Origin of the sequence: Caulobacter vibrioides OR37, assembly GCF_000372645.1 — a bacterium.
In the GTDB taxonomy this organism is placed as follows: Bacteria; Pseudomonadota; Alphaproteobacteria; order Caulobacterales; family Caulobacteraceae; genus Caulobacter; species Caulobacter vibrioides_E.
In genome coordinates this window covers 1-19,985 of the sequence record NZ_APMP01000002.1, presented here as the reverse complement: position 1 = coordinate 19,985, position 19,985 = coordinate 1, and the positions used below count along the sequence as shown (strand labels likewise).

General features: G+C 66.5%; 19 protein-coding genes. 14 read left to right on the top strand and 5 right to left on the bottom strand.

The genetic code is table 11. The features are described 5' to 3' along the window. Positions 1-153: 153 nt before the first annotated feature. Both OR37_RS02825 and OR37_RS02820 read left to right on the top strand, forming a co-directional pair. Complete coding sequence (locus tag OR37_RS02825; RefSeq protein ID WP_004615678.1) at positions 154-795, top strand: hypothetical protein; 642 nt, start codon at positions 154-156, stop codon at positions 793-795. A 53-nt stretch (positions 796-848) separates the two neighbouring features. Beyond that, entirely contained in the window at positions 849-1,910 is a 1,062-nt protein-coding gene (locus OR37_RS02820; RefSeq protein WP_004615677.1) for a CobW family GTP-binding protein, read from the top strand. Between the two features lie 117 nt (positions 1,911-2,027). On the opposite strand, the gene OR37_RS02815 is transcribed toward OR37_RS02820, so the two are convergent. Further along, positions 2,028-2,507: a biopolymer transporter ExbD gene (locus OR37_RS02815; protein WP_175582096.1), complete on the bottom strand. Its 480-nt coding sequence runs from the start codon at positions 2,505-2,507 to the stop codon at positions 2,028-2,030. A gap of 229 nt (positions 2,508-2,736) precedes the next feature. Between OR37_RS02815 and OR37_RS02810 the strand changes: the two genes are divergently transcribed. After that, positions 2,737-3,783: a WD40 repeat domain-containing protein gene (locus OR37_RS02810; protein ID WP_035016909.1), complete on the top strand. Its 1,047-nt coding sequence runs from the start codon at positions 2,737-2,739 to the stop codon at positions 3,781-3,783. A gap of 196 nt (positions 3,784-3,979) precedes the next feature. On the opposite strand, the gene OR37_RS02805 is transcribed toward OR37_RS02810, so the two are convergent. Continuing rightward, positions 3,980-4,642: a nitroreductase gene (locus tag OR37_RS02805; protein ID WP_004615674.1), complete on the bottom strand. Its 663-nt coding sequence runs from the start codon at positions 4,640-4,642 to the stop codon at positions 3,980-3,982. Positions 4,643-4,747: 105 nt separating this feature from the next. Between OR37_RS02805 and mtgA the strand changes: the two genes are divergently transcribed. The 8 genes from mtgA to OR37_RS02765 all read left to right on the top strand — a co-directional run bounded on the left by mtgA (position 4,748) and on the right by OR37_RS02765 (position 14,147). Further along, positions 4,748-5,428 (top strand): monofunctional biosynthetic peptidoglycan transglycosylase, encoded by a 681-nt coding sequence (gene mtgA / locus OR37_RS02800; RefSeq protein WP_035016907.1) that lies wholly within the window; start codon positions 4,748-4,750, stop codon positions 5,426-5,428. Positions 5,429-5,443: 15 nt separating this feature from the next. Next, the gene (locus OR37_RS02795; RefSeq protein WP_004615672.1) at positions 5,444-6,031 is read left to right on the top strand and encodes a GNAT family N-acetyltransferase; all 588 of its coding nucleotides are present in this window, start codon (positions 5,444-5,446) and stop codon (positions 6,029-6,031) included. Positions 6,032-6,293: 262 nt separating this feature from the next. Continuing rightward, entirely contained in the window at positions 6,294-6,938 is a 645-nt protein-coding gene (locus tag OR37_RS02790) for a TetR family transcriptional regulator (protein ID WP_004615671.1), read from the top strand. Positions 6,939-7,129: 191 nt separating this feature from the next. Then, positions 7,130-8,389: an acetyl-CoA C-acetyltransferase gene (locus OR37_RS02785; RefSeq protein ID WP_004615670.1), complete on the top strand. Its 1,260-nt coding sequence runs from the start codon at positions 7,130-7,132 to the stop codon at positions 8,387-8,389. Between the two features lie 9 nt (positions 8,390-8,398). Next, positions 8,399-9,181: an SDR family NAD(P)-dependent oxidoreductase gene (locus OR37_RS02780; protein WP_004615669.1), complete on the top strand. Its 783-nt coding sequence runs from the start codon at positions 8,399-8,401 to the stop codon at positions 9,179-9,181. A 66-nt stretch (positions 9,182-9,247) separates the two neighbouring features. Then, entirely contained in the window at positions 9,248-10,012 is a 765-nt protein-coding gene (locus OR37_RS02775; protein WP_004615668.1) for an SDR family NAD(P)-dependent oxidoreductase, read from the top strand. Then, the gene (locus OR37_RS02770) at positions 10,009-11,193 is read left to right on the top strand and encodes an acyl-CoA dehydrogenase family protein (protein ID WP_004615667.1); all 1,185 of its coding nucleotides are present in this window, start codon (positions 10,009-10,011) and stop codon (positions 11,191-11,193) included. The genes OR37_RS02775 and OR37_RS02770 overlap by 4 nt, the downstream gene beginning before the upstream one ends. A gap of 110 nt (positions 11,194-11,303) precedes the next feature. Then, entirely contained in the window at positions 11,304-14,147 is a 2,844-nt protein-coding gene (locus OR37_RS02765; RefSeq protein WP_004615666.1) for an LpqB family beta-propeller domain-containing protein, read from the top strand. Between the two features lie 180 nt (positions 14,148-14,327). Here OR37_RS02765 and OR37_RS02760 read toward each other — a convergent pair whose 3' ends face one another. Next, positions 14,328-14,618, bottom strand: coding sequence for a hypothetical protein (locus tag OR37_RS02760; protein ID WP_235046537.1), 291 nt, complete (start codon positions 14,616-14,618; stop codon positions 14,328-14,330). Between the two features lie 160 nt (positions 14,619-14,778). Between OR37_RS02760 and OR37_RS02755 the strand changes: the two genes are divergently transcribed. Genes OR37_RS02755 through OR37_RS02745 form a run of 3 tightly spaced genes read left to right on the top strand, consistent with a single transcriptional unit; the run spans position 14,779 to position 18,121 of the window. Next, the gene (locus tag OR37_RS02755; protein WP_004615663.1) at positions 14,779-16,344 is read left to right on the top strand and encodes a recombinase family protein; all 1,566 of its coding nucleotides are present in this window, start codon (positions 14,779-14,781) and stop codon (positions 16,342-16,344) included. After that, a complete protein-coding gene (locus OR37_RS02750; RefSeq protein ID WP_004615662.1) occupies positions 16,341-17,222 on the top strand; it encodes a plasmid partitioning protein RepB C-terminal domain-containing protein in 882 nt (293 codons plus the stop codon). The genes OR37_RS02755 and OR37_RS02750 overlap by 4 nt, the downstream gene beginning before the upstream one ends. A 2-nt stretch (positions 17,223-17,224) precedes the next feature. Further along, positions 17,225-18,121, top strand: a complete 897-nt coding sequence (locus tag OR37_RS02745; RefSeq protein ID WP_004615660.1) for a plasmid partitioning protein RepB C-terminal domain-containing protein — start codon at positions 17,225-17,227, stop codon at positions 18,119-18,121. Positions 18,122-18,374: 253 nt separating this feature from the next. On the opposite strand, the gene OR37_RS02740 is transcribed toward OR37_RS02745, so the two are convergent. Together OR37_RS02740 and OR37_RS02735 are read right to left on the bottom strand one after the other, a co-directional pair. Continuing rightward, positions 18,375-19,694, bottom strand: a complete 1,320-nt coding sequence (locus tag OR37_RS02740; protein ID WP_054508495.1) for an McrC family protein — start codon at positions 19,692-19,694, stop codon at positions 18,375-18,377. Next, positions 19,691-19,985: hypothetical protein (locus OR37_RS02735; RefSeq protein WP_004615658.1), on the bottom strand; the 295-nt coding region annotated here is incomplete at its 5' end. The genes OR37_RS02735 and OR37_RS02740, both read right to left, overlap by 4 nt.

The window sequence follows — 19,985 nt, the reverse complement described above, 5'->3', positions numbered from 1 at the left end:
AACGCCCGCTCGGAAACCCGGCGGGCGAAGAGGGCGCGACTTATACAGTCACGGGCCTTGGAGTCAACGCCGAAGCCGCCGATTCCCAGCCGCCCCCCGAATTGGTGCTCCGGAGCCCTGGCGTGTTACTTTATAACACGCTATAGAGCGTCCGTGAACCCAACGCTCTTCGCCCCCATCGCCGCCACGGGCTTCGCGGTGGCCTTCCTGCACGCGGCCCTGCCGACGCACTGGCTGCCGTTCGTCCTGGTCGGGCGCGGCCAACAATGGTCGACGGGCAAGACGCTGAGCGTCACGGTCCTGGCGGGCCTGGGCCATGTCGCCTTCACGATCGTGCTGGGCGTCGTGCTGGTCGGCGCCGGTCTGGCCGTGCAACCGCGCCTGGGCGACATGTTCGGCTGGCTGGTTGGCGGGCTGATGACGCTGCTGGGCGTCTTCTATCTATGGCGCGGACGTCACGCGCACGCGCACAGCCATGGCGAGGACAAGGTGATCCACCGGCGCTACGCCTCGGATCGCGCCGCGATCATCGCCCTGGTCGCGCTGCTGACCCTGTCGCCCTGCGAGGCCTTCCTGCCCGTCTATCTGGCCGGCATGAAGCACGGCTGGACCGGCTTCATGGCGCTCAGCACCGTTCTGATGGCGGCCACCGCCACGGGGATGCTGCTGTTCACGACCCTGAGCCTGCTGGGCGTGCGGCGCCTGGGCCTGGACAGGATCGCCCGCTACGAGTCGACGATCCTGGGCGTGGCCTTGATCGCCATGGGCATGGGCGTCGCCTTCCTGGAGCTCTAGCTGGAATTCCAGAAGGTGTTCCGCTTGGCGTTTCGAGCGCTTACATAGCGGGTATGACCCAAGAAACGTCCTCGGCCGCCTCCGGCAAGATCCCCGTCACCGTGCTGACCGGCTATCTCGGCGCCGGCAAGACCACGCTCCTGAACCGCATCCTCACCGAGGCGCACGGCAAGCGCTACGCCGTGATCGTCAACGAGTTCGGCGAGGTCGGCATCGACAACGACCTGGTGGTCGGCGCCGACGAGGAAGTGTTCGAGATGAACAACGGCTGCGTCTGCTGCACGGTGCGCGGCGACCTGATCCGCGTCCTCCAGGGCCTGATGAAGAGGAAGGGCGGCTTCGACGCCATCATCGTCGAGACCACGGGGCTGGCCGATCCTGGCCCGGTGGCTCAGACCTTCTTCGTCGACGAGGACGTCAAGGCCCGCACCGCGCTCGATTCGGTCACCGCCGTGGTCGACGCCAAGCACATCATGCTGCGGCTGGGCGACAGCAAGGAGGCCGTCGAGCAGATCGCCTTCGCCGACCAGATCGTGCTGAACAAGACCGACCTGGTCTCGGAAGACGACCTGCGCCACGTAGAAGCCCGCATCCGCCGGATCAATCCGCTGGCGCCGATCCATCGCGCCCAGCGTTCGAACGTTCCGCTGGACGCCATCCTGGGCAAGCACAGCTTCGACCTGGAGCGGATCGCCGAGCTGGAGCCGGACTTCCTCAATCCGGCCCATGGCGAGCCGGGCCATGTGCATGACGAGCACTGCGGCCACGACCATCATCACCATGACCACGATCATGGCCACGCCAGCGCGATCCACGACGACGGCGTCAAGGGGATCTCCTTGACGCTGGACAAGCCCGTCGACGGTCAGAAGATCACCGCCTGGCTCAACGATCTGCTGGCGACCCGCGGCCCCGACATCCTTCGCGCCAAGGGCATCATCGACGTCAAGGGCGAGAACAAGCGCCTGGTTTTCCAGGCCGTGCACATGATCCTGGAGGGCGACTTCCAGCGGGAATGGACCGACAAGGACAAGCGCTACAGCCGCATGGTCTTCATCGGCCGCGACCTCGACGAGGCCGAACTGCGCCGGGGCTTCGAAGCCACGGCGGCTTGATCACTAGCGCGCCCCTCCTCGTGGGAGGGGCGGCCTTCGGGTCGAAGATCAGACCAACAAAAAGCCCCGGAACCTGGGTTCCGGGGCTTTCGTGTTCTTGGCTGTCGCCGAGGATCCTTAGTGGATGTCCTCGTTGATCAGGCCGACCTTGAACCAACCCGAGGTCTGCAGCTGGTTCAGCACGCCCATGAAGTCGGCGTACTGCACGTCGGCGTCGGCGCGGATCATGATGCGCTGATCGTCCTTCGGGCCGGCTTGGCCGTTGGCGGCGAACTTCGCGGTCAGATCGCCTTCCAGATTGTCCAGGCTGGTCTGCTTTTCGGCGATGAAGATCGCGCCCGACTTCTGGATCGAGATGAACACCGGCTCCTTCGGCTTCGGCGCGCCGGGGGGCGGCGGAACCGCCGGGGGCAGATCGATCTTGATCGAGGTCACGGCCATCGGCACGGCGACCATGAAGATGATCAGCAGAACCAGCAGGATGTCCACGAAGGGCGTGACGTTGATTTCGGAATTCTGGCCGAGCGAGTAACGGCCACCGCCGCCGCCAGCAAGTTTAGCCGCCATAGCCTGACTGTCTCCCAAAGGCCGCGCCATCGCGCGCGCCTGAAATGTCGTTACCGAGCCACGTCTGGCGCAGACGGGCGCGGAAGTAAAGCCCGACGACGCGCCGCGATGGCAACCCCTTTTCGACTCTTTTTGGATGAACGCCGTTCTGATGGGCGCCGCGCGCGCGTTCGGCTCGCGCGCGGCGCGAAATGGGCGGGATGGGCGGGGTTTTGGAAAGAGTCTGGCCGTCGCGGCCTCGGCGCCTTATCTCGCGCGCATGATCTTTTCTTTCGACGCCTTCGTCACCGACGCCCTGTTCGACCGCGCTGGCCGGGCCGCCTTCGCCCTGGGCGACGGCACCGTGCGCCTGCGAACCGACGAGGGATTCGTCACGGTCGAGGCCCATGGCGGTCCCCAGATGGGCGGCTTAGGGGGCGGGGCCGTTCTGGCCGCCGCCGTCCATCCCAGCGGGCTGGGCGTCGTCACGGGCGGCGACGACGGCCGCGTGGTGTGGAGCCGCATCGACCAGGGCGAGGTCATCGCCACGGTGATCGCCGAGCTGAAGGGCAAGTGGATCGAGCACGTGGCGACCAGCGCCGCCTCGGGCCTGATCGCCTTCACGGCCGGCAAGGAGGTCCATGTCCGCGACGCCGCCGACCCGGCCTTCGCGCGCGTGTTCGCGCACGAGAAGACGGTGTCGGGCCTGGCCTTCGAGCCCAAGGGCCGCCGCCTGGCCAGCGCCACCTATGGCGGGGCCCAGCTGTGGTACGCGCGGATCGCCGACCAGAAGCCCACCCTGCTGAAGTGGGCCGGCAGCCACATCGCCGCGGCCTTCAGCCCCGACGGCAAGTTCCTGATCTCGTCGATGCAGGAGAATCAGCTGCACGGCTGGCGGCTGTCGGACGGCAAGGACATGCGGATGGGCGGCTATCCGGCCAAGATCAAGAGCCTGGCCTTCTTCGACAAGGGCAATCTGCTGGCCACGGCCGGGGCCTCGGGCGCGGTCATCTGGCCGTTCGCCGGCGCCAACGGCCCGATGGGCAAGGAAGCCGCCGAGATCGGTTTCTCGCGCGATTCGATGGTGGTGCGGGTGGCGGGGATCGACGCCCAGCCGGTGTGCCTGGCCGGCCAGGACAACGGTAAGATTTGGGCCGCCCACATGCGCAACGGCCGCATCGAGACCCTGAAGGCCGAGAAGGGCGCCCCGATCAGCGCCCTCTCCACCAGCGCCGACGGCAAGTTCTTCGCCTGGGGCGACGAGAACGGCGAGGCGGGCGTGCTGGAGATCCCGGACCTGAGCGGTCCGCGCCAGTTCGCGGGGTGAAGTTATACGCCGAACTTCCCGGCGAATGCCGGGACCCAGATGGAAAGGCGCCGAGGTGGGGGCATTAGAGCGTGAGGCTGAAAGTGGGAACCGGTTTCAGCTTATCTCACGCTCTAAGCATTTGATTTAGAGCCCTTCCAATCAGACCCCGCGCTTTGGCATCCGGGCCCCCGGCATTCGCCGGGGAAGTGAGACTTTAAAACCCCTTCATCTCCGCCCACTCCTCGAACGGCGCCCGTCGCGAACGGAAGTTGTTCACCGGCGCGTCCGCGTCGCGGTAGCCCAGGGCCATGCCGGAGAACAGCATGTGGCCCTCGGGCAGGCCGACATGCTCGTCGACCAGCTTGTTGTAGTGCGACCAGAACTCCTGCGGGCAGGTGTCGAGGCCGCGCTCGACGGCCAGCAGCATGAAGGTCTGCATCAGCATCCCGACGTCGCTCCACTGCGGCGGACCGCAACGGCGGTCGATCGAGAAGAACAGCTGCACCGGCGCGCCGAAGCCCTGACCGTTGTTGGCGAACCATTGCAGGCGCGCCAGCTTGTCCTCGCGCGGGATGCCCAGCGCCCCGTACATGTCCTCGCCGACCTGGAAGCGGCGCGAGCGCAGAGGCTCCCAAAGATTGGCCGGATAGACGTCGTATTCGGTGGGGTCGGGAGAGGCGGCGCGGGTCAGCATGGCGGCCTTCAGGGCCTCCAGCGGCGCGCCGGCGACCACCTGCACGCGCCAGGGCTGGAGGTTGCCGCCGGACGGCGCGCGGGCGGCGGCTTCCAGGAGCTCGCGGATCAGGCCCGGATCGACCGGATCGGGCTTGAAGGCCCGCACCGACATGCGGCGGTTGACGGCGTCGATCACGTCCATCGAAGGCTCCCTTAACCCTGTGCTCTTATGCCCGCGACAGCGGCGGCCGCTCTGGTTAGCATCCGTCCGCAGCGTAAAGACAAGCAGGACTTCGAGGGGCGTTTCGTGCGGCGGCTTCTGCGTAACATCGCGCTGGCTTTGTTCATCGTCCTGGTGGCGGGACCGATCGCGACCGTGCTGCTCTATCGCTTCATCCCGCCGCCGGTGACGCCGCTGATGGTGATCCGGGCGATCGAAGGGCGGGGGCTGGACCACCGCTGGCGCGGCATCCACAAGGTCGCTCCGGCCTTGCCGCGCGCGCTGATCGCCGCGGAGGACGCCCGCTTCTGCGAGCATCACGGCTTCGACTTCGACGCCCTGCAGAAGGCCTATGAGAACAACGAGGCCGGCAAGAAGATTCGCGGCGGTTCGACGATCAGTCAGCAGACCGCCAAGAACGTCTTCCTGTGGCCGGGCCGCTCCTATGTCCGCAAGGGGCTGGAGGCCTGGTTCACGGTGCTGATCGAGACGCTGTGGGGCAAGCAGCGGATCATGGAGGTCTATATGAACTCGATCGAGTTCGGCTCGGGCATTTATGGCGCCCAGGCGGCCTCGCAGCGCTATTTCGGCGTCGACGCCGACAAGCTGACGCCGGCCCAGGCCTCGCGCCTGGCGGCGATCCTGCCCAGCCCGTTGAAGTGGAACGCCGTCAAGCCGGGGCGCTATGTCGCCAAGCGCAGCCAGAAGATCGGCAAGGCCTCGGGCGCGGTGCGCCGCGACGGCCTGGCCGACTGCGTGACGGATTAGAGGGGGAGACGTCTCATGCGGATAGCGCCTGGGCCGACGCTGGAGACATCGCGCCTGATCCTGCGGCCGACCGCCGCCGCCGACCTGGACGGCTGGGCCGAGATGATGGCCGACGAGACGGCGGCGCGTCACATCGGCGGGACCCAGTCGCGCGCGGCGGCCTGGCGGGGCATGGCGTCGGTGGCCGGCGCCTGGGCCTTGAGCGGCTTTAGCATGTTCTCGGTGATCGAAAAGGCGAGCGGCGCCTGGGTGGGCCGCATCGGACCCTGGGTCCCGGAGGGCTGGCCGGGGACCGAGATCGGTTGGGGCCTGCACCCCTCGGCCTGGGGCAAGGGCTATGCCGTGGAGGCCGCCGAGGCGAGCATGGACTGGGCTGTCGACCACCTGGGATGGACCGACATCATCCACTGCATCGATCCGCTGAACACGCCGTCCCAGAAGGTGGCCCAGCGGCTGGGGGCGACCAACCGAGGCCCGGGCTGGCTGCCGCCGCCCTATGAAGCCAGCAAGGTGGAGTTCTGGGGGCAGACGGCCGAGCAGTGGCGCGCGCGGCGGAGCGGACGGAGACTCCAGGTCACGGAACCCGAGACGGATCGAGGCTGATTCAAGTCTATTGGGACGGGAGGTTTGAAGCGCGAGAACGTCCCCGCCTTCAGCGGCCTCCTCTATCGCTAGCGAACCTCGTCGACTGCTTCTTCAACACGTTCGAGGGCTTTCGAGCCGTCGCAACACGATACACAGGCGCGCCGAGGACTATCTCGCCAAGCTTCGCGAAGCCTCCGCCGCCAAGTGTGTGTTATTCCCGCTCGCCGGTTGACCTTTCTAGTCAATCGATTAGTTGAGGCGCGACGGGGCGGGGTGATCGATGGCGCGGACCAAGGGCGGAGACATGGGGGAGCGGCGCGACTCACGCTTGGCGCTGCTCGACGCGACGGCCAGCCTTCTGTCGGAGCGGTCGACGATCGAGGTCTCGCTGAGCGAGATCGCCAAGACCTCGGGCCTGAACTCGGCGCTGATCAAATACTATTTCGGCGGCAAGGAAGGGCTGTTGCTGGCCCTGCTGGAACGCGTGGCCGAGCGCTCGATGGCCGATCTGGCCAATCTGGTCGCCATGGAGATCCCGGCCGAGCAGAAGCTGCGCATCCATATTGGCGGCATTATCAACACCTATTACCGCTCGCCGTATCTGAACCGCCTGATCAACTACATGATCGCGCGCGGCGACCCGGCCTCGAGCCAGAAGGTGGCGAAGATCTTCGTCGAGCCGATGGTCGCGGCGTATCGCGCCATGGTCGCCCAGGGCGTGGCCGAGGGCGCGTTCCGGCCCATGGACCCGGGGATGCTGTACTACAGCGTCGTCGGAGCCTGCGAGCACGTCTTCTACGCGGGCTACTCGCTGCCCACGACGCTGGGGCTGTCGGAGCTGACCGAGCAGGTGCGCCAACAGTACGTCCAGCACGTGCTGGATCTCGTGTTCCACGGCGTTCTGGCGCGGCCGCGCGCGGTCTGAACCGTGCGCGCCACGATAGGGCTTGCGTTCCGCAACGATAACGGGGCTCCAATCTTCAAACACTTGTTGGCGCACTCAAGAGAGGCCGAGGTTTCGGTCCTCGCCTCGATCCGGGAGCGCCTCTTGACCGAAATTAATCGAGCGATTAATCGCTTGTCCGAGAACAGAACACGCACCAGGAGGAGACGGCCATGGCCGAGGCGCTAATCATCGACGCGGTGCGCACGCCCCGCGGCGTCGGCAAGGTGGGCAAGGGCGCCTTGGCGCACCTGCATCCGCAGCATCTGGCGGCCACGGTCCTGAAGGCCATCGCCGAGCGCAACAATCTCAACACCGCCGAGGTCGACGACGTGATCTGGTCGACCTCGACCCAGAAGGGCAAGCAGGGCGGCGATCTGGGCCGCATGGCGGCGCTGGACGCCGGCTACGACATCAAGGCCTCGGGCATGACGCTGGACCGCTTCTGCGGCGGCGGCATCACCACGGTGAACCTGGCGGCCGCCCAGATCATGAGCGGCATGGAAGACCTGATCGTCGCCGGCGGCGTCGAGATGATGAGCCTGACCGCCGCCATGGCCGCCCAGGAGCAGGCGGCCGGCTTCCCGCCGGCGCTGATGGGCTCGGGCAACCCCCACCTCGACGACCTGCATCCGCAGTCGCACCAGGGGATCTGCGGCGACGCCATCGCCAGCCTGGAGGGCATCACCCGCGAGGAGCTCGACGCCCTGGGCCTGGAGAGCCAGAAGCGCGCCGCCCGCGCCATCGCCGAAGGACGGTTCTCCAAGTCGATCGTGCCGGTCCTGAACGAGGACGGCGCGGTGGCGCTGGACCATGACGAATATCCGCGCCCCGAAACGACCGCCGAGGGTTTGGCCCAGCTGAAGCCGGCCTTTACGGCGATCGCTGACTTCCCCTATGACGACAAGGGCTCGACCTTCCGTAAGCAGATCAACCGTCGCTATCCGGACCTGAAGATCGAGCATGTGCACCACGCCGGCAATTCCTCGGGCGTGGTGGACGGCGCGGCGGCGGTGCTGCTGGCCTCGCCGGCCTATGCCGAAAAGCACGGGCTGAAGGCCCGCGCGCGCGTCGTGGCCATGGCCAATATGGGCGATGATCCGACCCTGATGCTGAACGCCCCGGTCCCGGCCGCGCGCAAGGTGCTGGCCAAGGCGGGCCTGACGGTCGAGGACATCGATCTTTGGGAAATCAACGAGGCCTTCGCCGTCGTCGCCGAGAAGTTCATCCGTGACCTGAAACTCGATCGCTCGAAGGTCAACGTCAATGGCGGCGCCATCGCCCTGGGCCACCCCATCGGCGCCACGGGCGCGATCCTGATCGGCACGGTGCTGGACGAGCTGGAACGGACCGGCGGCCGCTACGGCCTGGTCACCATGTGCGCGGCCGGCGGCATGGCCCCGGCCATCATCATCGAACGCCTGCAAGCCTAGGAAACGCTCATGAAACTGGACAACACCGTCGCCGCCGTCGTCACGGGGGGCGCTTCGGGGCTGGGCGAGGCGACCGCCCGCGCCCTGGCGGCCCAAGGGGTGAAGGTCGCGATCTTCGACATGAACGAAGCGCGGGGCGAGGAAGTCGCCAAGGAGATCGGCGGGGTGTTCTGCAAGGTCAACGTGACCAGCGACGCCGACGTCGACGCCGGTTTCGAGAAGGCCCGCGCCGCCCATGGGCAGGAGCGGATCCTGGTCAATTGCGCCGGCACCGGCAACGCGGCCAAGACCGCCAGCCGCGACAAGGCCACCGGCGAGACCAAGCACTTCCCGCTCGACGCCTTCGACCGCATCATCCAGATCAACCTGGTGGGCACGTTCCGCTGCATCGCCAAGTCGGCCAAGGGGATGCTGGACCTGGCGCCGCTGGAGGACGGCGAGCGCGGCGCGATCGTCAACACCGCCTCGGTGGCGGCCGAGGACGGCCAGATGGGCCAGGCGGCCTATTCGGCGTCGAAGGGCGGCGTGGTCGGCATGACCCTGCCGATCGCTCGCGACCTGATGGGCGAGGGCATCCGCGTCAACACCATCCTGCCGGGGATCTTCAACACCCCGCTGATGAACGGCGCGCCCGAGGCGGTGAAGGCGGGCCTGGCGGCCTCGGTGCCGTTCCCCAAGCGCCTGGGCAACCCCGAGGAATACGCCCAGCTGGCGGTGACCATGATCACCTGCGGCTACTTCAACGGCGAGGACGTCCGCCTCGACGGCGGCATCCGCATGGCGCCGCGATAGTCGGCGTCACGCTGAAGGCATGAGCGGCAAGCCGTTCGAACGCGCTCGATCCGACGGGGGACCGACATGAGCAAGACCCAGCGACTGGCTGGCCGCACGGTGCTGATCACCGGCGCCTCCTCGGGAATCGGCGCGCGGTTCGCCCGCGTCGCGGCCGCCGAGGGCGCGGCGGTGGTGATCGGCGCGCGGCGCGTGGACCGGCTGGAGGCGCTGCGCGACGACATCGTGGCCGAGGGCGGGCGTTGCCTGGCCGTGGCCCTGGACGTCGCCAGCGAAGCCTCGACCATCGCCGCTTACGACGCCGCCGAGGCCGCCTTCGGGCCGGTCGACGGCGTCGTGGCCAATGCCGGGATCACCGCCGACGGCCTGGCCGAGGAGATCGCCGTCGAGGACTTCGACCAGGTGTTCGCGGTCAATGTGCGCGGCGTGTTCCTGACCGCGCGCGAGGGCGCGCGGCGGATGCGGAAGGCCGGGATCGCCGAGCGCGGCCGAGTCGTGCTGGTCTCGTCGATCACCGCCAGGATGGTGACGCCGGGTGTGACGGCCTACAGCGCCTCCAAGGCCGCCGTCAGCCATATGGGCCGGCATCTGGCGCGCGAATGGGCGCGGCATGGGCCCAACGTCAACAACCTCTGTCCCGGCTACATCAAGTCCGAGCTGGCCGGCGACTGGTTCGAGACCGAGGGCGGTCGCAAGCAGATCGGCAAATGGCCGCGCCGTCGGATGCTGGACGAGGACGCCCTGGACCCGATGCTGGTCTATCTGCTGTCCGACGAGAGCAAGGGCGTCACCGGCGCGGACTTCACCATCGACGACGGACAATCGCTATGAGCGGGGCGCGAGACGACGCCAGGGGCGCGGCGATCGCCGCCAAGGTCGAGGCCTTCGTGCGCGAGGTCGTGGCCCCCTATGAGCAGGATCCTCGGCGCGGGGCGCATGGTCCGTCGGACGCATTGATCGCCGAGCTGCGCGCCAAGGCCCGGGCGGCCGGGGTGCTGACCCCGCACATCCTGGCGGACGGTTCGCACCTCTCGCACCACGAGACGGCCCAGGTGCTGCGGGCCGCCGGCCTGTCGCCGCTGGGACCGCAGGCGGTCAATGTCGCCGCGCCCGACGAAGGCAACATGTTCCTGCTGGGCAAGGCCGCCTCCAGCGAGCAGCGCGCGCGCTTCCTGGCGCCGTTGATCGCCGGCGAGGCGCGCTCGGCCTTCTTCATGACCGAGCCGGCCGCCGATGGCGGGGCGGGATCGGATCCGTCGATGCTGATGACCACGGCGACCCAGGACGGCAATCACTGGGTGATCAACGGCCGCAAGGCCTTCATCACCGGCGCCGACGGCGCCAAGGTCGGCATCGTCATGGCCAAGGCGGAGGTCGGCGCCACGCTGTTCCTGGTCGACCTGCCCGATCCGGCCATCCGTATCGAGCGGGTGCTGGACACCATCGACAGCTCCATGCCCGGCGGCCACGCCGTCGTGTCGATCGAGAGTCTTCGCGTTTCGGCCGACCAGATCCTGGGCCAGCCGGGCGACGGCTTCAAGCTGGCCCAGGTGCGCCTGGCCCCGGCGCGCCTGACCCACTGCATGCGCTGGCTGGGCGCCTGCGCGCGGGCCCACGAGATCGCCACGGCCTACGCGGTCAAGCGCCACGCCTTCGGCAAGCCGCTGATCGATCACGAGGGCGTCGGCTTCATGCTGGCCGAGAACCTGATCGAGCTCAAACAGGCCGAGTTGATGATCGACTGGTGCGCCGACGTCCTCGATTCCGGCGCGCCGGGGACCACCGAAAGCTCGATGACCAAGGTCGCCGTCAGCGAGGCCCTGATGCGCATCGCCGATCGCTGCGTCCAGGTGATGGGCGGTACGGGCGTCACCGGCGACACCATCGTCGAGCAGGTGTTCCGCGAGGTCCGCGCCTTCCGCATCTACGACGGCCCGACCGAGGTCCACAAATGGAGCCTGGCCAAGAAGATCAAGCGCGACGCGGCGGGGAGCGCGAACCGGCCCCTTTAGGTCCGCCGCCAACGCCCCTCCATGAGCGGCGCGTTCCCCTAAGGGCGGACCGACACGAGACTGTCGCAACCTCGCCCTAGCGATGCTCTTGAAGCAAGCGGGAGCGGGACATGGCGCGTTTCAAATCGGGCATCGGACGTCGAGCGGCGCCGATCTTGTCGGCGTTCGTGTTCTGGTCGCTTTTGTCGCCCGCCCAGGCCGCGTCGAACGCGGCGGGGCCAACGCCCTTGCCCACCGGGCAGATGCTGACGCCACTCGCCGCGCCGGGCGCGGTCTTCGAACCGCTTCCGGCGCGTATCGGTCCGCTCCCCGACACCTTGGCGGACGGCGCCTCGGCCATCGCGCTGAGCCCCGACGGCCGCGAGGTGCTGGTGCTCACCAGCGGCTTCAACCGCGTGAACGGCCCCGATGGCAAGGTCGTCGCAGGACAGTCCACGGACTATGTCTTCCGCTACGCCGTCGAACCGACCGGCGCGCGTTTCCTCGAGACGGTTCAGACGCCCAACAGCTTTTCCGGCGTGGCCTGGACGCCCGACGGTAACGGATTTCTCGTCGGCGGCGGCGTGGACGACAACGTCCATCGCTTTGTTCGGACCCCCGAGGGGTTCCGCCCCGCGGCCGGCGGCCCGGTCAAGCTGGGTCACGCCCAGGGCAACGGCGTCAATGTGAAGCCCGAAGCCGCCGGCGTCGGAGTCAGCCCCGATGGCGCCCGCGCTCTGGTCGCGAACTACTACAACGACTCGGTCAGCCTGATCGATCTGACCAAGGGCCAGGTGATTTCCGAACGCGATCTGCGCCCGGGCAAGAATGATCCGGCGCGGGTCGGCGCGCCGGGCGGCGAATTCCCGTTCGCCGTCGTTTGGACGGACGCTTCCCACGCGGTGGTCTCGGCCCCGCGCGATCGACAACTGGTCCTGCTGCGGGTCACGGCGGACGGCGTCGAGGTGACTGGCCGGATCGCGACGATCGGCGAACCGACCGCGCTGCTCTGGGATGGGAAGGCCCGGCGGCTCTACGCCGCGGAGGACAACGCCGACCGCGTCGCGGTCGCGGACGTCGAGGCGGGGCGGCTGATCGCGGAATGGAAACTCGCGCTGCCCGGCCTCGATCCTTCCGCTGGAAAGGGCCTGAACCCCAATGGCCTGGCGCTCACGCCGGACGGGCGCCTGCTGGTCACGCTGGGCGGCGTCAACGCGCTGCTCGTCCTGTCGGCGGATGGCAAGACCGCGGGCGCCGTCCCCACCGGCTGGTATCCGAGCGGGGTCGCCTTCGACCCGGCGGCCGGGCGCGCCTTCGTGATCAACCGCAAGAGCCCGCCGGGCCCCAATCCGCGAGGCTGCGGACCCAAGGTGGCGTCGATCAAGTCGCAGGCCAGCGCTTGCGGCGCCGCCAATCAGTATGTGTTCCAGCTCGAGAAGGCGGGCCTGCTGACCTTTCCGCTGCCGTCCGGCGCGGCGCTTGCGCGGACCACGGCGCAAGTGGCGAAGAACCTGGGCGCGGATAGGGCGCGGGAGCGCGCGGCGGCCGCCAGAACCATGGCTGAGCTGCGCAAGCGCATCAAACACGTGGTGTTCATCATCAAGGAAAACCGCACCTATGATCAGGTGCTCGGCGATCTGCCCGTCGGCAATGGCGACCCCAGTCTCGCGATCCTCGGCCGCCGCCTGACCCCCAATCACCACCGTCTGGCCGAACAGTTCGTCACCCTGGACAATTTCTACGACAGCGGCGAGCAGTCGAGCACGGGATGGACCTGGACCACCGCCGCCCGCGCGCCGGACCTTCTCGAGAAGACGGCGCCGGTCAACTATTCGGGGCGCGGGCTCTCCTACGAGGCCGAGCAGGCGGACCGCAATGTGCCGACGGCGCTAGGTTTCGCCGAACGCCGGGCGACTAATCCGGCGACGCCGAACGATCCGGATCTGATGCCCGGAAAGGCCCTGCTCACGGCCCCCGACGCCGATGGGGACGACGACGACGCCAAGGGCGCTGGCTTCCTGTGGAGCGCCGCGATCAAGGCGGGTGTTTCGGTGCGCAACTACGGCATGGCCGACGCATCGGTCTACGACCAGGGCGAACCGGGCGATGTCGCGCCGCTGCGCGAGCCTTGGAAAACCCACACGCGCATCCACACCGCCACCGACAAGCTTTTGGCGACCCGCAGCGATCCCTATTTCCGCGGCTTCGATCAGCGTCTGGCGGACTATTGGCGCGTGATGGAGTGGCGGCGCGAGTTCGCGGCGCAGGTCAAGCGCGGGGCCATGCCCAGCCTTACCCTCCTGCGCCTGAGCCACGATCACTTCGGCGACTTCAAGGACGCGCTTGACCGGGTCAACACGGTCGAGACCCAGATGGCCGACAACGACTTCTCGGTCGGTCTCGTGCTGGAAACCCTGGCCAACAGCCCCTTCGCCAAGTCGACCGTGGTGTTCATCATCGAGGACGACGCCCAGAACGGCGCCGACCACGTCGACGCGCGCCGTTCGATCGCCTTCGTGCTGGGCGCCTATGTGCGCCAAAAGGCGGTGGTCTCGACGCGTTACACGACGGTCAGCATGGTGCGCTCGATCGGCGATCTGCTGGGCCTCAAGCCTTTGAGCCTCAATGCGCGGATGACGCCGCCCATGGCCGATGTCTTCGACCTCGATCAGTCCCCGACCTGGTCCTACCGCGCGGTCGCGTCCGACGTGCTGAAGGCGACGGATTTGCCCATCCCCGCCGACCGCTTCGAGTCTGTCCAGACGGGCGAAGCCTGCCCGGTGAGGACCGCCGCGTTCTGGGCGGACGCCATGGCCGGCCAGAACTTCGCCAAGGAGGATCAGCTGGACACCGCGCGGTTCAACACGGCCTTGTGGCGGGGTTTGGGAAAGGGCCCCGAGCCGATCGCCCGCACCGGCGAAAACCTCGCGCGCAACCGCGAAGCCTTGCTCGCGACGCGGTCCTTCTGTCGCTGACGGGGGGGCTTATCGCGACACCTGGCGTGTCGGGACCACTTAACGCGGTCCGCGTAAGACATTGATTTTTATGAAGAGGCGCAAATCGACAACTTAGGGCCACCACTTAACGCTGGCCCCGAAAGGGATGTCGACAACTTAAGACTGGCCCAAAGCCGACTACTGCCTTCGGAGCGTCGCTCAGTGGACGCGCAGCTCGTCGATGGCGTGGACCAAGGCGTCGAGCTGGTCTCGTAGTCCGAGGATGCCGGCGACGGGCAGCAGCGCCTGGCGGCCAGACAGTTCCAGAACCGTCCCGAACACCGCGTCCGAGTGGCGGACGAGGGCGACGAGGTTCTCGCCGCTCGGGCCGTTGCGCCCCTCGAACCAGTTGCGGACCGTCCGCTCATTCGCCGCGGTAATGCGCCCGACTTCCTTGCGCGCCGAGGAGGACTCGCCCCACTCGGCCAGCATGGCCATGGCGATCGACACGGCGAATGGCCGGTCATCATGCCCGTTGTCGGCGTGAAAAGATTTTCCTTTTTTGGACTGAAAATTTCGGTCCATTTTCTGAAAAGACATTCACTCACTCCCGCGCTTACGCTGACTTTCCGCAAGACCTTTCGGCCCAAAGCCAAGCGTGGTGTGCGTGATGCTGCAGGTAGGCGCGAGCAACGAAGCGGTGATCGAGCGCAAGATCGTGCGCGCCGCTCAATACGTGCGCATGAGCACTGAACACCAGCGCTACAGCACCAGTAATCAGGAAGACGCGATCGCGCAGTATGCCGCGCGACGCGGCTTTGAAATCGTGCGGACCTACGCCGACGAGGGAAAGAGCGGCCTGCGTCTGGATGGCCGCCAGGCGCTCCAACGCCTGATCGCTGATGTCCGCGCCGGCGCCGCGGATTTCGAGGCGATCCTCGTCTACGACGTCAGCCGTTGGGGCCGCTTCCAGGACGCCGATGAGAGCGGCTTCTATGAGTATGTGTGCCGCGAAGCCGGCATTTCGGTCCACTACTGTGCCGAGCAGTTCGAAAACGACGGCAGCCTCAGCTCCACGATCATAAAGAGCATGAAGCGCGCCATGGCTGGTGAGTACAGCCGCGAGCTTTCGGTCAAGGTATTCAGCGGCCAGTGCCGCCTGATCACGCTCGGCTTTCGCCAAGGCGGCCCCGCTGGCTACGGCCTGCGGCGCCTGTTGGTCGATGAGCACGGCGCCCCGAAAGCCGAGCTTTCTCGCGGCGAGCACAAAAGCCTTCAAACCGACCGCGTGGTGCTCCGTCCGGGCCCGCCCGAGGAGGTGGAGATCGTCCGGCGCCTTTATCGGATGTTTGTTCTGCAGCGCCGGTCGGAGAGCGAGATCGCCACTCTCCTGAATGCCGAGGGCCTGGTCACGGACCTTGGCAGGCCGTGGACGCGGGGCGTCGTCCACCAGATCCTGACCAACGAGAAGTACATCGGCAACAACGTCTACAATCGCGTCTCTTTCAAGCTGAAGGCCAAACGCGTCACCAACGATCCCGACATGTGGGTGCGCGCCGACGGCGCCTTCGAAGGGATCGTCGAGCCGGATTTCTTCGAGGCCGCGCAGCGGATCATCTTCGATCGAAGCCGACGGTTCACCGATCAGCAGCTCCTGGAGCAGCTATCGTCGCTGCTCAGCCAGCGCGGCTGGCTATCGGGCCTGGTGATCGACGAGATCGAGGACATGCCGTCCAGCTCGACGTTCCGACACCGCTTCGGCAGCCTGCTGCGCGCCTACCAGCTAGTCGGTTTCTCGCCGGCGCGGGACTATCGCTACATCGAGACCAATCGCGCCCTGAGAGCTCTCCATCCGGAAGTCGTCGCCGGGGTGATCGACAACATTCGTAGCGCCGGCGCCAGTGTCGAACGGGACCAGCACACCGACTTGCTGCACATTAACGACGAGTTCAGCGCTTCACTGGTGATCGTTCGATGCCAGCTGACGGCCGCCGGCAGCCTACGCTGGAAGGTCCGCCTCGATCAGGGGCTTAGGCCCGACATCACCATCGCGGCCAGGATGGGCGCCGACAACACCACAGTGCGGGACTACTACCTGCTCCCGTGGATCGACCTTGGCGCCGCGCCGAACCTTCGGCTGGCGCCCTACAATCATGCGGGGCTCGATGCCTATCGCTTCGACGACCTTGATGGCTTTGTCGATCTGACCCGGCGCACGGCGCTGCGTGCCGCATGACCCAGGTCGCGCCGGAGGTCCGCATGGTGCCGGTGGACGCCATCACGGTGATCAACCCTCGGGTCCGTAACCGGCGCATCTTCCAGGAGCTCGTCACCAGCATCGCCCATCTCGGGCTCAAGAAGCCGATCACCGTCAGCCAGCGCCCGGGTAAGCCGCGCTATGATCTCGTCTGTGGGCAAGGCCGGCTCGAAGCGTTCATGGCGCTGGGCCAGACCGAGATTCCGGCGATCATCATCGACGCGAGCGAAGACGACTGCTTCGTGATGAGCCTGGTCGAGAACCTGGCTCGTCGCCAGCACACGCCGTTGGAGCTGGTCCGCTCGATCGGCGCTCTTCGTGAGCGTGGCTACAGCTACCAGGAGATCGCCGCGAAGGTCGATTTCAGCGCCGAGTACGTCTACGCGATCTGCTACCTGCTTGAGAACGGCGAGGAGAAATTGATCAACGCCGTCGAGCGCGGCGTCATCCCTCACACAATCGCCATGGAGATCGCCAAGGCCAAGGAGGGTGAGGTGCAGCAGGCCCTCGCCAAGGCTTACGAAGAGAAGGCGATCCCCGGCAACCAGGTGCTCGCCATCCGCCAGATCATCGAGCAGCGCAACGCCAGCGGCAAAGGCCTACACCGCAGGAACAGCCCGCACCGAGGTGGGAAACAGGTGACGTCGGAGGCGCTGATCCGCGCCTATCAGCGCGAGACGGAACGACAGCGCCAACTGGCCAAACGCGCCTCGCTGACTCAGGGCCGGCTGATGTTTGTGACGAACGCTCTCAAGCACTTGCTCGCCGACGATCATTTCGTGGCTCTGATGCGGGCCGAAGGCGTCGGTTCGGTTCCGACGGCGCTGGCCGAACGCATTGGCTACGATCGGAGCTGACCATGCAGGACGAGGTCAAGATCGCCTTCGAAAAGCGGGTCGTGATCTTGTCGCTCAACGACATCCTGCCGTCGAAGATGTTGCCGGTGGCGGTCAAGGAGTCGGCGAAGTACCGCCGGATCGCGGCGTCAGTCGCGCAGTTGGGCCTCGTGGAGCCGCTCGTCGTCTCACGCGCCAAGGGGAGCGGCCCTTATCTTCTCTTGGACGGCCACGTGCGTTTCAGCGCCCTGCGCGATCAGGGCTCCACGGATGCTCGCTGCTTAATCGCCTCCGACGACGAGGGCTTTACCTACAACAAGCGGGTCAATCGCCTCGCGACGATCCAAGAGCACTACATGATCGTTCGTGCACTGAAGAGGGGCGTCTCGGAAGAGAAACTCGCCAGGGCGCTTAACGTGGATGTCGGCGTGATCCGGCAGCGGAGGGACCTGCTCAACGGTATCAGCGCCGACGTCGCCGAGCTCCTGAAGGACAAGCCGGTCGGTACGCATACCTTCAGCAAGCTGCGGAAGATGAAGCCGATCCGGCAGCTTGAGGTGGCCGAACTGATGGTGTCGGCCAACAACTACAGCATCAACTACGCCAAGGCCCTGCTAGCGACCACCAAGTCGGCCGACCTGCATCGTCCCGAGGACCTGAAGAAGGCCACTGGGCTCACCACTGAGCAGATGGCGCGGCTGGAGCGGGAGATGGCGTCCGTTACCCACGACTACAAAGAGCTCGAAGCCACCTACGGCGACGACATGCTCCTGCTCGTTATCGCGGCGGGCTTTCTAGAGCGGCTGCTTTCCAAGCGTGAGGTCGAACGGTTCCTGGCCGTTCGGCACCCCGAGATACTCGAGAACTTCAGATCGATCGTCGCTGCGGCCTCCTTGGATCAGGTCCAGGCCGCGGCGTGATCTAGAGGATGGGGACCGGGACCCGAAAGCGCCGGGACCGTCGGAGAAGCCGCCGGAGGGACGGATCAATGGCGGTGGCGGGAGTGGCGGCGAACCCGCTGAAGCCCGCTAGGCCTGCCGTCATATGGCAGGCCGGGCCTAAGGTCAGAAGCTTGGGGAGTCGAACCAGGGACCCTCAAGTTAATCGAGGGGGCATAGTCTTCGGTTTCTGCGCTCAAGCAGCGGACATTGGGCGAAGGCCCGAAAGCTGAACTCAGAAAGGTGGGGATCCCGGGTCCCCTCTAAGCCCGAAGCGGCTGGATCCTACCGCCTCGCCCCAGCTCTGTTGTGAAGCGTCGGTCAAATCGATCGTCGCCGTCCGCAACCAGCTGGACGTAGTGCGGATCGAGTGGATAGACATCACTCCGGCGTCTTCACCAAGCCCTCGATGATGAGGGTAGAGCAGCAAAAGCTCTGGGCACTGATAAAGCTGGCTGTAGGCCATCATCTGATACACGTCTGCCTGGCTAACGCCCCGCTTGGGGTCGTCAACCGCGCGGCTAATGCGCTTCCATTTGGTGTCAATGATCAGCTCGACCTTACCCTTCCGCTTCACCAATATGTCCGGCTTGGTCATGAAGCGGCCTGTTCCGGTCTCCGCATCTTCGAGACAGTAGAGGCGGCCGCCTTGGGCGTGGACGGTTAGCTCAGTGCCGCTGAACGCTCGCTTGAGGCTTCGCGCCACATAGGCTTCGAATAAGCGGCTCATGTCGAATGTGAGCGAGAACCCGTTCTGGGAGCCGCTTGAGGTGGTTTGAAAGCGGTGGCCGAGGAGGAGCCGGGCCAGCTCTACCAGATCCCGCCAACGGTTGTTGGTGCGGTCTAGGATTAGGCCGTCCCAAGCCAACGCGCTGGGCCGTAAGCTGCGAATGTCGGCATAGAAGAAGGCGAGTTCGCGCAGCCGGCGCTGATTCTCAGCCGACGCCGAGGCGCGGATCAGCCGGTCCACGGTCGCCTTCATGATCTGGTTCAGCAGGATGTCCGGCGACAGGTCATCGTAGCGGCAGGCCAGGCGGTCGGGGCGAGCAATCAAGGTCGTGAACTGCCGCGTGACGTCCAGCTGGCCGCGCAAGGTCGTCAGATCGTCTTCGTGCGCCAAATAGCGACGCGGCATGCCTTTGCGCACTTCGTCCGCTAGCTTGCGGGCGAATAAGCCGATCAGGATTTCGAGCAGGGTCTCCTTCTGCCAGCTCAGTTCCGTCATGGCGCCGGAGGCAATATCGAGATCCAGAGCAACCGCCAGCATGTGCACCAGACGGCGTCGAATCTGGCCATGAGCTGCGGCCCCGTCGGCTCCCGATACGTCGATCTTGGGCAGAATCTCCAGTGTAACGCCATCAGCGGCGAGCACGCCGACCACCTGCCGCGCGCCAAGAGCTCGACGCCCATGGATGAGGATGCTGCCGCCGTCTTTCCCGCCCATTGGAGAAGCTCTCGCGACCGCCACAAGACGGTCAGCGGCGCTCTCACAGATAGCGTCGCTCCCCTTGCCGTAGGGCAGCGAACCCCATTCCAGGACGGTGCGGCGGATCACTGGAAGTCGGCGTAGGCGTCGGTAGCGAACTCGCTCCGCACCGTCCATCGCCAGCGTGTCTCGCCGCCTTCGAAGTCAGGACCGATGGGCGGCTTCAGCTCCGTGCGCTCCAAGAACCGGCCAGGCTTGTCTGTGGCCGCATCGCCCAGCACCAATGCGACCTTGCTCCAGTCCTCGTAGAAATACTCTGCCAGCAGCGGAATGACCCTGTGGCGCATCACGGCGTCCAGGTCGTTCCGCGAAGCGCACTTGATGAAGTAAGCGTGGCCGATCTGATGTTCGCGATCGAAC

What these genes read in the sequence shown, in the direction of transcription:
- OR37_RS02750 (WP_004615662.1), top strand. Translation starts at nt 16,341, where the DNA reads ATGACCCAGGTCGCGCCGGAGGTCCGCATGGTGCCGGTGGACGCCATC.
- OR37_RS02770 (WP_004615667.1), top strand. Translation starts at nt 10,009, where the DNA reads ATGAGCGGGGCGCGAGACGACGCCAGGGGCGCGGCGATCGCCGCCAAG.
- OR37_RS02795 (WP_004615672.1), top strand. Translation starts at nt 5,444, where the DNA reads ATGCGGATAGCGCCTGGGCCGACGCTGGAGACATCGCGCCTGATCCTG.
- OR37_RS02745 (WP_004615660.1), top strand. Translation starts at nt 17,225, where the DNA reads ATGCAGGACGAGGTCAAGATCGCCTTCGAAAAGCGGGTCGTGATCTTG.
- OR37_RS02780 (WP_004615669.1), top strand. Translation starts at nt 8,399, where the DNA reads ATGAAACTGGACAACACCGTCGCCGCCGTCGTCACGGGGGGCGCTTCG.
- OR37_RS02805 (WP_004615674.1), bottom strand. Translation starts at nt 4,642, where the DNA reads ATGGACGTGATCGACGCCGTCAACCGCCGCATGTCGGTGCGGGCCTTC.
- OR37_RS02790 (WP_004615671.1), top strand. Translation starts at nt 6,294, where the DNA reads ATGGCGCGGACCAAGGGCGGAGACATGGGGGAGCGGCGCGACTCACGC.
- OR37_RS02755 (WP_004615663.1), top strand. Translation starts at nt 14,779, where the DNA reads ATGCTGCAGGTAGGCGCGAGCAACGAAGCGGTGATCGAGCGCAAGATC.
- OR37_RS02810 (WP_035016909.1), top strand. Translation starts at nt 2,737, where the DNA reads ATGATCTTTTCTTTCGACGCCTTCGTCACCGACGCCCTGTTCGACCGC.
- OR37_RS02815 (WP_175582096.1), bottom strand. Translation starts at nt 2,507, where the DNA reads ATGGCGCGGCCTTTGGGAGACAGTCAGGCTATGGCGGCTAAACTTGCT.
- OR37_RS02785 (WP_004615670.1), top strand. Translation starts at nt 7,130, where the DNA reads ATGGCCGAGGCGCTAATCATCGACGCGGTGCGCACGCCCCGCGGCGTC.
- OR37_RS02765 (WP_004615666.1), top strand. Translation starts at nt 11,304, where the DNA reads ATGGCGCGTTTCAAATCGGGCATCGGACGTCGAGCGGCGCCGATCTTG.
- OR37_RS02820 (WP_004615677.1), top strand. Translation starts at nt 849, where the DNA reads ATGACCCAAGAAACGTCCTCGGCCGCCTCCGGCAAGATCCCCGTCACC.
- OR37_RS02775 (WP_004615668.1), top strand. Translation starts at nt 9,248, where the DNA reads ATGAGCAAGACCCAGCGACTGGCTGGCCGCACGGTGCTGATCACCGGC.